Consider the following 13,016-nt stretch of genomic DNA (forward strand, 5'->3'; position numbering starts at 1 on the left):
CTTTTAGAAGAACAAAATAATTGGTTACAAAAATAAAAGATTCAAATTTATGATAAAGAAATCGTTCTCACTAATATTTATGCTGTTTTGCATTTGTGGTTTTTCACAAAAACTAATTGAGAAAAATTTGGTGTCAGACATTTTAGAAACTACAAGAAGTTTAAAAATTTATTTGCCTGAAGGTTATGAAGAAGACACTAAAAAAAATTATCCTTTAGCTTTAGTTTTTGATGCAGAATATTTGTTTGATGCTTATGTGGGTAATTCTGTTTTATTTGCAGCAAAAGACAAAGCTCCTAAACAAATAGTTGTTGGTATCTCTATGAAAAATTCTAGAAAAAAAGATACTTACTTTAATGTTAACAACGGAAAATTAACTGCAAGCAACAACGCTTTTTATCAATTTGTTAGAGATGAAGTTATTTTTTATATGGAAAGTAACTACAGAACTTCACCTTTTATTTCTTTAATTGGAGAAGGTACATCTGCCAATTTAATAAGTCATTATTTAAAAGAAAATGTTCCTTTTATCAATACATATATTTGTATTAATCCAACTTTTTCAGATTTTATTGGTCAGCAATTTCAAGATTATAACCTATCTAAGTTTTTAAAAGAAGACAACACATTTTATTTTTATTCTAACAATTCTTCTTCTTTTTCAACAAAAAAGCAAACTAAAATTGGAGAACTACAAACAGGTTTATCTTCTCTTAAACTAAAGAACTTTAACATTGTAAATGACACAATTAATACTTCTAGCAGTATTTCTGCTATGAGTGAAGCAATACCTAGAGCAATCACCAAAGTTTTTGAAATCTATTCTGCCATTTCAAAAGAAGAATATGAAAAGAATATTAAAGACTTATCTCCTATAGACGCAATTGCATATTTAGAAAATAAGTACTTAGAAATTGAGTTTCTTTTTGGTACTAATTTAGGTATTAGAGAAAAAGATATTTATGCTGTAGAAAGTATTATTATTGAAAAAGAAAATGGAGATCAATTACGAGAATTTGGTAAAATGATTCTAAAACTTTTTCCTTCCTCTCCTTTAGGTGATTATTATATTGGTAGATATTATGAAAGTGGAAAAATGTATAAAAAAGCTTTAAAACAATATAAAATTGGATATGGTAAAATGGATCCTTCTGACCCAAATTCTGACGCTTTTTATGAAAATGTTTTACGCTTAGGAGGAATGTAAAAAGAGTTAGCTGTTTTCAGTAACAGTTAACAGTTTGACTGGAAACAGCTACTGAAAGCTGAATACTTCTTTATTTAACTAATACAATTCTATCAGGTTCAATAGTAATCAGTTTTTGTCTGTATAAATTACCAACTGCTTTTTTAAAGGCTTTTTTACTCATTTTCATATGAAAACGAATAGAATCTGGTGAACTTTTATCTGTTAACAATAAAAAACCTTCTCTACTATTTTTAAGTTTCTCTAGTACTTTTTCAACATCTCCATCAATAACATTTCTAAACCCTTGTGGTCTAAGAGAAACATCTATTTTGCCATCTTCACGAATTTGTTTTACATAACCAACAACTTCCATGTCTTCTTCTAAATCCTGAAAAACTTCACTTCTAAAAAGCAAACCATCATATTCATCATTAATTAAAACAGTATATCCTAAACGTGTTTCAGTTTCAATTATCAATTGTACTTTTTCTCCTTCTTGTAAATTGATATCTCCTTCTTTATACTCTTCTTGTGAATCCATTATTGTATATATTTAAAATATGATGTTAATATTAAATCATTATCATCACTTGGTGTGAAAATTTCTAAAATTTTTGGTTTTTCTGAAGCTTCATAAAAACCTTCTAATTGTTTTTTTACTGTTTCTGTAGTATACGCTTTTAAATATTTAAAGCCATACATTTTACACAAATGTTCTGCTGTTAAACTGTGTGGAGTTTCAAAATATTTTGTTGCATTTGTAGACTTAGGTCCTGGAATGATTTTAAAAATTCCTCCTCCAGAATTATTTATCAATATAATTCTAAAATTAGCAGGAATGTTTTTATTCCAAAGTGCATTAGAATCATAGAAGAAACTTAAATCTCCTGTAATAAAAACGGTTTGATTTTTAGATGCAAACGCAGCTCCAATTGCTGTACTTGTACTACCATCAATTCCACTTGTACCTCTATTACAAAATACTGTTTTAGTAGCATTAATAGTAAATAATTGAGCATATCTTATAACAGCACTATTACTAATTTGCAACTGACTATTGTTAGGAATACTTTCTAAAACTTGTTCAAATGTTTTAAAATCTGAGTGTGCAACTTCTGATAAATATTGTTGATGTTTTTCTCTTTTTTCATCTCTTAATTGCAACCATTTTTGTTGATAATTACTATCTTTTTTAACGATTGATTTACTAAATTCTGAAAAGAAGTTTACTGGTTTTAATTGTATAAATTCAGACAAACAAAAGAAAGTATTTGTAGCTTTTTGCTCATCAATATTCCAATGATGTTTGGGTTGATACTTTCTTAAAAATTGTTTTATTTTCTTAGAAACAATCATTCCTCCAAAAGTAATTAACACATCTGGTTTTAAATCTTTAAACTGCTTATCATCTAATGAAAAAATTAACTGATCTATAGAGTTTACAACTTTTTTATGATGCAAATTAGAAGTTGTTTCTGTAAAAATTAATACAGAATCGTCTTCAGCAAAAACATTTATTAATTGTAATAAATCTTTATCAGGATAATTAACTCCAACTAAAATCATCTTCTTTACAGATGAATTCCAAATAGAAGCTAGTTTTTTATAATCTGTGTCGTCTTTTATAAGTGAAAATGATGAAATAACTTTATCAACAGATTGCTTTACTTTGTTGGTAATATCAGTATCTAAATTATCTACAGTTTCATACAAAGGTTCATCAAAAGGAACATTTATATGAACTGGTCCTTTTTGCGAACTAGAAACATGTAATGCTTCTGTAACAAGTTCTAAATTTTTAGTTTTAAATTCTGATTCCTCAACTAGATTTGCAGAAAATAAAATATGATTTTCAAACACGTTTTCTTGACGAATTGTTTGTCCATCTCCAATATCAATTAAATGTTTTGGTCTGTCTGCAGAAATTACAACTAATGGTATTTTGCTATAAAAAGCCTCTGCAATTGCAGGATAATAATTTAACAAAGCAGAACCAGATGTACAAACTATTGCAACTGGTTTTTGTTTTTGTTGAGCAATTCCTAGAGCAAAAAAAGCGGCACATCGTTCATCTACAACACTCAATGCTTCAATTTCTGGATGATTAGAAAAACCAACCGTTAATGGCGCATTTCGTGAACCAGGAGATATTACAACTGTATCAATATTAAATTGATGACATGCTGCAATTACTATTTGTGCAAGTTCTTTTTTTGGAAACATTTTTTTTAAGTTACAAAGCTGCAAAGTTACAAAGACCTTAAGTTTTAAAGCATAAAAAAGTCAGAAAGTAAAATATTTTTCACTTTCTGACTTTTTAAAACAAAAACCACCTGTGTTGGTTAGTTCCCTTTTTGGTAATCTGCTAAAAATTTAGCCAAACCACTATCCGTTAAAGGGTGTTTTAATAATCCTTCTATTGCACTTAAAGGACCTGTCATTACATCAGAACCTAATTTTGCACAATTAACAATATGCATTGTATTTCTTACAGATGCTGCTAAAATTTCTGTTTCAAATTTATAGTTATCAAAAACTAATCTAATTTCAGAAATTAAATTTAATCCATCTGTAGATATATCATCTAAACGACCTAAAAAAGGAGATACATAAGTTGCACCTGCTTTAGCAGCTAATAAAGCTTGTCCTACAGAAAACACTAATGTTACGTTCGTTTTAATTCCTTTAGAAGAAAAATATTTACATGCTTTTACACCATCTTTAATCATAGGTAATTTTACTACAATTTGCGGATTTAAAGCAGCCAAAGCTTCACCTTCTCTTACCATTCCTTCAAAATCTGTAGAAATTACTTCTGCAGAAACATCTCCATCTACTAACTCACAGATTTCTTTATAGTGATTAATAATGTTTTCTTCTCCAGTAATTCCTTCTTTAGCCATTAAAGATGGGTTTGTTGTAACTCCGTCTAAAATTCCTAAAGCTTGCGCTTCTTTAATTTGCTCTAAATTGGCAGTGTCAATAAAAAATTTCATTTGTACTTATTTAGTTGTAATTGTTTCTATTAATTTTGGGCATTCCCTAAAGGTCGGGCTTTACGCACTCGCTTTTTATTCATTCTTCACAAAAGAGCTCAAACAAACGCTTCAATCCCTAATGCAAAGATAGTTACTCAATTAGAATTTTATGTACATTATTTATAATCATTTATAAACAATAAAAAATATTCTAAATTTTATAATTTATAATGATTCATTAATAATCTCTCGTAAGCTCTGTCTGGTAAAATTCTTTTTAAAACTATAGAAAACTTCTCCATAAAACCACCTACTTTATAATGAATTTTAGGTTTTTTAGAATTAATTACCTTATAAACTCCTTTTGCCATTTCTAAAGGATCCATACCTCCATCTACATGAGCATCCATTAAATCTAAGTTCATTTGATAATTCTTTTTATATGCAGAGTTTTCAAAAACAGGCGTATGATATCTACCTGCAGCAATATTGGTTGCAAAATCTCCAGGAGCTACATTAACAACGTTAATTCCAAAATTCTTTACCTCCATACTTACTGCCTCTGTAACCAATTCTAAAGCTCCTTTTGTGGCAGAATACAATCCTCTATAAGGCAATCCCATATAACCAGCTATAGAAGTAACATTAATAATTGTACCCGATTTTTGCTTACGCATTTGTGGTAAAACAGCCTTCATAACATCAATAGCTCCAAACAGATTGGTATTAAAAACCACTCTCATTTCATCAGTTGGTGTATCTTCTATTGGGCCAGTAATTCCCATACCTGCATTGTTTACTAAAACATCTAGCTTTCCTTCTTTTTCAATTATTAATTTAACAGCAGCATTAATTGTTTCTACTTTTAATACATCAAGTGCAATCAATTCAAAAGAAAAGTTTTCTATGTTTTTTGGGTTTCTACTTGTTCCATATACTTTATAACCTTTTTCAGATAAAAAAGTAGCAACAGATTTTCCAATTCCAGAAGAAGCACCAGTAATTAATACAACTTTAGACATTTTTTATTAAAAGATTTAATGATTAAAATAGTAAATGATTGAAAAAAAGAAACAAATTCTTAATCAATCTTATAATTCTTTAATTTTCAATTGATTTACAAATATCTAAAAAGGAAATGAAGAAATCTAAAATTGAAGTAATTAATTAAAGTCACTAAAAAACGAAACTTTAGTGCATAAAAAAAGGCAAGCTACCTACATCACACTGCTACAACCTAATACCCTTGCTGTGTTCCCACCCTGGGGGATTCAAAGGGAGCTAGTTGTGTAGGACTTGCCGCTGCAAATTTACAATCTATTTTTATTTAAAAAAACAAAAAAAGTATTATTTTTATGTAACATTTTCAACAACCTGTATACTAATGATTTGTTCTAATAGTTTACAATCTTTTATAAAAAGTAAAAACTATCAAAAATGAAATCAATATATTTGTATAACTAACTAAATTTAGAAAAAATGGAAAATCAAGCAAGCAGTAAAAGTATTATTTTAAATTATGGACTATATCTAGGTGTAATTAGCACAATAATACACTTAGTCCTTTTTGCTTCTGGGAGTTTAATAGAATTACAATGGGTACAAAGTCTTGGTGGTTTTATTGCAATGACTGCTCTTATAATACTAGGAATAAAAAAATATAAAGAAGGTAATGGAGGTTTTATTTCTTGGGGACAAGGAGTTAAAATCGGAATGGGAATAACAATGATTAGTGCAATTATTGCTATTGTTTACACTTTAATTTTCATGAACTTTATAGACCCTACTTTTCAACAACAAGCTATGGAAGTACAACAACAAGCTTGGTTAGATGCAGGAATGTCTGAAGAACAAATTGAAGGAGCAACAGAAATGGCTGCTAAATTTCAAAGTCCAGGAATTTTATCAGCAATGATATTAGCTATGTCTGCGTTTTTAGGTTTTGTAATTTCAGCAATTGTAGCAGCAATTATGAAAAAATCTGAAGAAGAGCAATACTAAATAAATAGTTTATAAGACATAAACTTATTACATTACAACAAGTAAATATGGATATTTCGGTAGTAATACCACTTCTTAACGAAGATGAATCTTTACAAGAATTATACGATTGGATTGCAAAAGTTATGCAATCCAATCGTTATTTATATGAAGTTATTTTTATAGATGATGGAAGTACAGATAATTCTTGGAAAGTAATAGAAGAATTATCTGAACACAATTCTGAAGTAAAAGGAATTCGTTTTCAAAAAAACTACGGAAAATCACAAGCTTTAGATGCTGGTTTTGAATTAGCCCAAGGAAGAGTTGTTATAACTATGGATGCTGATTTACAAGACAATCCAGAAGAAATTCCTGATTTATATAGTTTAATTGTAGATGAAGGTTTTGATTTAATTTCTGGTTGGAAAAAGAAACGTTATGACAATATTGTAACCAAAAATATTCCATCAAAACTATTTAATGCTGCTGCAAGAAAAACTTCTGGTTTAAAACTTCACGACTTTAATTGTGGGTTAAAAGCTTATAAAAATGAAGTTATTAAAACTGTTAAAGTTAGTGGCGAAATGCACAGATACATTCCTGTTTTAGCTAAAAATGAAGGCTTTCATAAAATAGGAGAAAAAGTAGTACAACACCAAGCAAGAAAGTATGGTGAAACTAAATTTGGTATAGATAGGTTTATAAATGGTTTTTTAGATTTAATAACTATTTCATTTCTTACTAAATTTGGAAAAAGACCAATGCATTTTTTTGGCCTTTGGGGAACACTAATGTTTATATTTGGAACTACTTCTGCATTTTATATTGGTGCTTATAAACTTTACAATGTATACAAAGGAATAAAAACAATACTTGTTACAGATAACCCTTGGTTTTACATAGCATTAACCTCTATGATATTAGGAACTTTATTATTTTTGTCTGGTTTTATAGGAGAACTAATTATAAAATCTAAAAGTGATGAAAAACACTACTCAATAAGGGAAAAACTAAATTTCTAAACGTATATTTGTATATATAATATTAAGTTTAACTTTATATAAAAAAAAATCCCATGAAAGACATTTTAGACAAAGCAAAACTTTGGTTAACACCAACTTTTGACACTGAAACTCAAACAGAAATTCAAGAATTAATAAATGGCAACCCTGATGCCTTAACAGACAGATTCTATAAAAATATGGAGTTTGGTACTGGAGGAATGAGAGGTGTAATGGGTGCAGGTACTAACAGAATTAATAAATACACATTAGGTAGAGCAACTCAAGGTTTATCTAATTATTTAATAGAAAACGTAAAAAAAGAGCAATTAAGCGTTGTTATTGCTTTTGATTGTAGACACAACAGTAAAAAGTTTGCTAAAGTTGTTGCTGATGTTTTATCTGCTAACAATATAAAAGTTTTTCTTTTTGAAGATTTACGTGCAACTCCAGAACTATCTTTTGCGGTTCGTCATTTAAATTGTGATGCAGGAATTGTATTAACAGCTTCTCATAACCCACCAGAATATAATGGTTATAAAGTATATTGGGCAGATGGTGGACAAATTGTGCCTCCTCATGATAGCGGAATTATAAGTAAAGTAAATGATTTAGATTTTTCTGAAATAAACTTTAATGCTAAAGAAGAATTAATAGAAGTAATTGGTAAAGATGTTGATGATGCTTTTATTGATGGTTCTGTTAAAAATGGTTGTTTGTCTAATGATATAAATAGAGATAATTTAAAAATAGTTTTTACTTCATTACATGGAACATCTATTGTTTCTGTACCAGATGCATTAGCTAAAGCTGGATATTCTGATGTTCATATTGTAGAAGAACAAAGAGAACCAAATGGAGACTTTCCTACTGTAAAATCTCCAAATCCAGAAGAACCAGAAGCATTAAAAATGGCTACTGATTTAGCAAATAAAATTGGAGCAGATATTGTAATTGGTACTGACCCAGATTGTGATAGATTAGGTGTTGCAATTAGAGATTTAGATGGTAACATGAAATTAATGAATGGTAACCAAACTATGGTTGTTATGACTGAATTCTTGTTAAAAAAATGGAAAGAAGAAGGTAAAATAAATGGAAACCAATTTGTTGGTTCAACAATAGTTTCTACAGAATTAGTTAATAAATCTGCTGCTAGCTATGGTGTAGCTACTAAAGTTGGTTTAACTGGTTTTAAATGGATTGCTAAAATGATTAGAGACCACGAATCTATGGATTTTATAGGTGGTGGAGAAGAAAGTTTTGGATACATGATTGGAGATTTTGTAAGAGATAAAGATGCAGTTACTGCTACTTTATTAGCTTGTGAAGTTGCTGCATATGCTAAACAAAATGGTAGCTCTTTTTATGAAGAATTATTAAACATATACCTAAGAAACAATTTCTATAAAGAACACTTAATTTCTATTGTTAAAAAAGGAATGGATGGAGCTGCAGAAATACAGCAAATGTTAAGTGATATGAGAAACAATCCTTTAACAGAAATTGATGGAGAAAAAATTGAAACGCTTTCTGATTATGAAGCTTCAACAAGAAAAAATTTAATAACTGGCGAAGTTACCAACATAGATTTACCAAAATCTAATGTATTAATTTATCAAACTGCTTCAGGTACAAGAATTGCAGCAAGACCAAGTGGTACAGAACCAAAAATTAAATTTTATTTTAGTGTTAACGCTTCTTTAGATAATAAAAGTAATGCTGTTTCTGTAGAAAAAGAATTAGATGCTAAAATTCAGAGAATCATTAAAGAAATGAAACTGAGTTAATGAATCATTTTAAAGACATTTTAAAATATGAAAAGAAGTATAGAAAATTTACAATACTAAATATAGTATTTAATATTTTCTATGCTCTTTTTAATGTCTTATCAGTTTTAGCTTTTATTCCTGTTTTAGGTATTTTATTTGGCACTGATAAAAACGTTGTTGCCAAACCAAATTACGAGGGCATCACAAAAGTTGGAACTTTTTTAAAAGAAAGTTTTTATTATTTTATTTCTCAAAAAATTGAGAATGATGGTCAAATAAATACACTTTTATTTATTTGTTTACTTGCAATATCTTTATTCTTTCTAAAAAACTTTTTTAGATACTTAGCTTCTTATGTTATAACATTTTTAAGAACTGGTGTAGTAAAAGACTTAAGAGACAAACTTTATCATAAAATTGTAGAATTACCAATTTCTTATTTCACCGAAAAAAGAAAAGGAGACATTATTGCACGTATGACAGCAGATGTACAAGAAGTAGAAATCTCTATTTTAACATCTATAGAAACAATTGTTAGAGAACCTTTAACAGTAATTATTGCTATTGCAATTATGCTTTTTATGAGTGTTAAATTAACTTTATTTGTCTTTATTTTACTGCCTGTATCTGGTTTTATAATATCATCTATAAGTAAAAAATTAAAAGCAAACTCTGTTAAAGCTCAAAAAGAAACGGGTACATTTTTATCTTTTATAGAAGAAACACTTACTGGTTTAAGAGTAATAAAAGGCTTTAATTCTGAAAAAATAATTGAAACTAAATTTAACAATTCTACCACTACTTTTAGAAACTTAATGACAAGTGTTTTTCATAGACAAACATTGGCCTCACCAATGAGTGAGTTTTTAGGTTCTGCTACAATTATTGCTATTTTGTGGTTTGGAGGTAAAGAAGTCTTATCTAATACAAGTTCTTTACAACCAGATGAATTTATGGGATATATTGTTTTATTTTATACAGTTCTAAATCCTATTAAATTAATTACTACTTCATATTATAATATTCAAAAAGGAGAAGCTTCTGCAGAAAGAATTATGCAAGTTTTAAATACTGAAAACAGTATAAAAGACAAACCTAATGCTATTGTAAAAGAAAATTTTGAAAGTAATATTGAGTTTAAAAACATCTCTTTTAAATATAAAGATGATTATGTTTTAAATGATTTTTCTTTAACCGTTAAAAAGGGAGAAACTGTTGCTTTAGTAGGACAATCTGGAAGTGGAAAATCTACATTAGCCAATTTAATTACCCGTTTTTACGATGTTAATAAAGGTGATATTTTAGTAGATGGCATCAGCATAAAAGATGTTACTAAAAAATCTTTAAGAGGTTTAATGGGTATTGTTACGCAAGAATCTATTTTGTTTAACGATTCTGTTGAAAATAATATCAAATTAGGTTCAGAAAATGCATCAGAAACCGAAGTTATAGAGGCTGCAGAAATTGCAAATGCTATGGAATTTATTAAGGATTTACCAGAAAAACTTAAAACAAATATTGGTGATAGTGGAAACTCTCTTTCAGGTGGACAAAAACAACGTTTATCTATTGCCAGAGCTGTTTTAAAAAATCCACCAATAATGATTTTAGACGAAGCTACTTCTGCCTTAGACACAGAATCTGAACAATTGGTACAAGTGGCTTTAGAAAAAATGATGCAAAACAGAACATCTTTAGTAATTGCGCACAGATTATCTACCATTCAAAAAGCAGATATAATTGTAGTAATGAAAAAAGGGAAAATTGTAGAGCAAGGAAAACACGACGATTTATTAACTAAAAAAGGTGAATACTTTAAGTTAGTTTCTATGCAAAGTTTAGGTTAAAATATAGATCTAACTAATCTATATCTTGATGTGTTTTAAAACCAAATTTTCTGTACGTCATTTTTTTGCCAATATCAAATAGATGTTTATAAACTAAAACAGATAAAATTGCTTGATCTTGTCTGTGATTCTCTCTGCTGCTTCCTTGTGGAGCAATACAATCTTTAGTTTTTGCAGCATCGCTCCAATTTTTAATTACCTGTCTAGCTTTTATATTATTATAATCAACAGCAACACAAGCACCATTTAAATTCTTCTGTTTCAATAAATTCTTATCATTTAAAACGTCTAAATACTTTAATGATTTTGGGTGAGTCCAATCAGAAATTATCCCTTTAGAAAAAGGGGAATAAAATCCGTAAAATTCTATCACTTTTCTAAGTAAAATTAGTGGTTTTGTTACTTTATTACCTCCATCTAACCAACAAACAGATGTTTTACATTCATTTAAAACATCATTAATAATTACAGGTTTCCAAGCATATTCTCCTGCGTTTATTTTAATATTAAAATAAGATGGGTATTTAGAATAGTCAAATTTTCTTAGCTCAAAATTAGAAAAATCATTTTTTAAAATTTCACTTTCTTGAGCTGTTATTCCCAAATCGTAAATTAAAACTTTGGTATTTTTTTCATACAGATTTAAACTAACTAAAAGTTGGTATAAGCTTTTAAAATGTGAACTATCAGAACCTGTAACAATTACCAACTCTTGTTTACTTTTAAAAAAAAGCAATCTTAACTCTAAAACTACTGTTCTAAGTTCTGTAAATAATTTCATAAGCTTTTTATTGAGAAATTGTTAAGCCTAAAGATTTCCCTTTTTCAAGCATAAAGTCATAAGAAGCTTGGTGTTCATTAGGTATTTTACCATCTAAAATTGCTTCTTTAATCGCTTCTTTAATTTGACCAATTTCTCTACAAGGTTTTAAATTAAAAGCTTGCATAATTTCTTCGCCAGTAACAGGTGGCTGAAAATTACGAACACGATCTCGTTCTTCTACTTCTTTTATTTTTTTTCTAACTAAATCGAAATTTTGATGATAACGTTTAAATTTTCTCGGATTTTTAGTGGTAATATCTGCCTCGCACAATGTCATTAATGCATTAATATCATCACCAGCATCAAAAACCAAACGTCTTACAGCAGAATCATTTACATCCGAAGCTAAAACAATAGGTCTAGAACTTAATAACACCATTTTTTGCACAAATTTCATCTTGTTATTTAACGGCATTTTTAATCTCTTAAAGATTTTATACACCATTTTAGAACCCACAAATTCATGCGAATGAAATGTCCAACCTACTTTTTTAGAAAATCTTTTTGTAGGTGCTTTTCCAATATCGTGCAATAATGCAGCCCATCTTAACCAAACATCATCTGTATGTTTTGCAATATTATCTACAACCTCGAAAGTATGGTAAAAATTATCTTTATGCTTCTGCCCTTCTACTTCTTCTACTCCTTTTAAAGCTATCAATTCTGGTAAAATTTGCGGCAATAATTTTGTTTTTTCTAACAATAAAAATCCAATAGAAGGTTTAGGAGATGCTAAAATTTTGTTCAATTCATCTACAATTCTTTCTCTAGTTATAATTTTTAATCGATACGAGTTTCTTGTAATTGCCTCTAATGATTCGTTGTTAATATTAAAATTTAATTGCGTAGTAAAACGTATTGCACGCATCATTCTTAAAGGATCATCAGAATAGGTAATATCTGGATCTAATGGTGTTCTAATAACTTTATTTTGCAAATCTTCTATTCCGTTAAACGGATCTAATAATTCGCCAAAATTAGTTTCATTTAAACTTAATGCTAAAGCATTTATAGTTAAATCTCTTCTGTTTTGATCATCTTGTAAAGTTCCTTCTGTAACATCAGGATTTCTACTATCTTCAGAATAAGATTCTTTTCTAGCACCAACAAATTCAATTTCTATATCATTATAACGTAACATTGCAGTTCCATAAGTTTTAAAAACCTGAACTTTTGGTTTGTTAGGCAATAATTTTGAAACTTTTAATGCTAAATCAATTCCACTACCAACTGCAACTACATCTATATCTTTGGCAGTTCCTCTTTTTAAGAAATAATCGCGCACAAAACCACCAATTACATAACTTTCTATTTGTAATTGTTTTGAGGCTTTAGATATTACACTAAATATTTCTAAAGAAATTGCTTCTGTATATTTCATATTTTTAAAAGTGAGGCAAATTTAAAGTTTTCTTGTCTTTTA

11 protein-coding genes and 1 other RNA gene are annotated in these 13,016 nt (G+C 28.5%); 5 read left to right on the forward strand and 7 right to left on the reverse strand.

What is annotated here, in order from left to right; translation table 11 throughout:
- Positions 1-130: 130 nt before the first annotated feature.
- Positions 131-1,207 carry an alpha/beta hydrolase-fold protein gene (locus tag MPF13_RS11160; RefSeq protein ID WP_249982600.1) on the forward strand — a complete coding sequence of 359 codons (1,077 nt, stop codon included), beginning with the start codon at positions 131-133 and terminating at the stop codon, positions 1,205-1,207.
- 70 nt (positions 1,208-1,277) lie between these two features.
- On the opposite strand, the gene MPF13_RS11165 is transcribed toward MPF13_RS11160, so the two are convergent.
- From MPF13_RS11165 to ffs, 5 genes are all read right to left on the reverse strand, one after another.
- Positions 1,278-1,730, reverse strand: a complete 453-nt coding sequence (locus MPF13_RS11165) for a S1 RNA-binding domain-containing protein (protein WP_249982601.1) — start codon at positions 1,728-1,730, stop codon at positions 1,278-1,280.
- Positions 1,730-3,412: a 2-succinyl-5-enolpyruvyl-6-hydroxy-3-cyclohexene-1-carboxylic-acid synthase gene (menD, locus tag MPF13_RS11170; RefSeq protein ID WP_249982602.1), complete on the reverse strand. Its 1,683-nt coding sequence runs from the start codon at positions 3,410-3,412 to the stop codon at positions 1,730-1,732. The genes MPF13_RS11165 and menD overlap by 1 nt, the downstream gene beginning before the upstream one ends.
- Before the next feature lie 119 nt (positions 3,413-3,531).
- Positions 3,532-4,185, reverse strand: coding sequence for a fructose-6-phosphate aldolase (gene fsa / locus MPF13_RS11175; RefSeq protein ID WP_249982603.1), 654 nt, complete (start codon positions 4,183-4,185; stop codon positions 3,532-3,534).
- A 200-nt stretch (positions 4,186-4,385) separates the two neighbouring features.
- Entirely contained in the window at positions 4,386-5,189 is an 804-nt protein-coding gene (locus tag MPF13_RS11180) for an SDR family oxidoreductase (RefSeq protein WP_249982604.1), read from the reverse strand.
- Positions 5,190-5,370: 181 nt separating this feature from the next.
- Positions 5,371-5,469, reverse strand: an RNA gene (gene ffs, locus MPF13_RS11185) — signal recognition particle sRNA small type.
- 177 nt (positions 5,470-5,646) lie between these two features.
- Between ffs and MPF13_RS11190 the strand changes: the two genes are divergently transcribed.
- The 4 genes from MPF13_RS11190 to MPF13_RS11205 are packed head-to-tail and all read left to right on the forward strand — an operon-like array spanning position 5,647 to position 10,770.
- Positions 5,647-6,168 (forward strand): DUF4199 domain-containing protein, encoded by a 522-nt coding sequence (locus MPF13_RS11190; RefSeq protein WP_249982605.1) that lies wholly within the window; start codon positions 5,647-5,649, stop codon positions 6,166-6,168.
- Positions 6,169-6,215: 47 nt separating this feature from the next.
- On the forward strand, positions 6,216-7,172 hold the full coding sequence (locus MPF13_RS11195; protein WP_249982606.1) for a glycosyltransferase family 2 protein: 957 nt from the start codon (positions 6,216-6,218) through the stop codon (positions 7,170-7,172).
- A 53-nt stretch (positions 7,173-7,225) separates the two neighbouring features.
- On the forward strand, positions 7,226-8,941 hold the full coding sequence (locus tag MPF13_RS11200; protein WP_249982607.1) for a phospho-sugar mutase: 1,716 nt from the start codon (positions 7,226-7,228) through the stop codon (positions 8,939-8,941).
- On the forward strand, positions 8,941-10,770 hold the full coding sequence (locus tag MPF13_RS11205; protein ID WP_249982608.1) for an ABC transporter ATP-binding protein: 1,830 nt from the start codon (positions 8,941-8,943) through the stop codon (positions 10,768-10,770). Before MPF13_RS11200 ends, MPF13_RS11205 begins: the two co-directional genes overlap by 1 nt.
- A 13-nt stretch (positions 10,771-10,783) precedes the next feature.
- Here MPF13_RS11205 and MPF13_RS11210 read toward each other — a convergent pair whose 3' ends face one another.
- Both MPF13_RS11210 and MPF13_RS11215 read right to left on the reverse strand, forming a co-directional pair.
- Positions 10,784-11,551, reverse strand: a complete 768-nt coding sequence (locus tag MPF13_RS11210) for a DUF1647 domain-containing protein (RefSeq protein ID WP_249982609.1) — start codon at positions 11,549-11,551, stop codon at positions 10,784-10,786.
- A 7-nt stretch (positions 11,552-11,558) separates the two neighbouring features.
- Positions 11,559-12,974, reverse strand: a complete 1,416-nt coding sequence (locus MPF13_RS11215) for a CCA tRNA nucleotidyltransferase (RefSeq protein WP_249982610.1) — start codon at positions 12,972-12,974, stop codon at positions 11,559-11,561.
- Positions 12,975-13,016 lie beyond the last annotated feature (42 nt).

The organism is Polaribacter sp. Z022 (assembly GCF_023555495.1).
Taxonomy (GTDB): domain Bacteria; phylum Bacteroidota; class Bacteroidia; order Flavobacteriales; family Flavobacteriaceae; genus Polaribacter.

Coding starts and splice junctions, on each gene's coding strand:
- MPF13_RS11215 (WP_249982610.1), bottom strand. CDS start 12,974: ATGAAATATACAGAAGCAATTTCTTTAGAAATATTTAGTGTAATATCT.
- MPF13_RS11205 (WP_249982608.1), top strand. CDS start 8,941: ATGAATCATTTTAAAGACATTTTAAAATATGAAAAGAAGTATAGAAAA.
- MPF13_RS11180 (WP_249982604.1), bottom strand. CDS start 5,189: ATGTCTAAAGTTGTATTAATTACTGGTGCTTCTTCTGGAATTGGAAAA.
- MPF13_RS11195 (WP_249982606.1), top strand. CDS start 6,216: ATGGATATTTCGGTAGTAATACCACTTCTTAACGAAGATGAATCTTTA.
- MPF13_RS11190 (WP_249982605.1), top strand. CDS start 5,647: ATGGAAAATCAAGCAAGCAGTAAAAGTATTATTTTAAATTATGGACTA.
- MPF13_RS11200 (WP_249982607.1), top strand. CDS start 7,226: ATGAAAGACATTTTAGACAAAGCAAAACTTTGGTTAACACCAACTTTT.
- menD (WP_249982602.1), bottom strand. CDS start 3,412: ATGTTTCCAAAAAAAGAACTTGCACAAATAGTAATTGCAGCATGTCAT.
- MPF13_RS11165 (WP_249982601.1), bottom strand. CDS start 1,730: ATGGATTCACAAGAAGAGTATAAAGAAGGAGATATCAATTTACAAGAA.
- fsa (WP_249982603.1), bottom strand. CDS start 4,185: ATGAAATTTTTTATTGACACTGCCAATTTAGAGCAAATTAAAGAAGCG.
- MPF13_RS11210 (WP_249982609.1), bottom strand. CDS start 11,551: ATGAAATTATTTACAGAACTTAGAACAGTAGTTTTAGAGTTAAGATTG.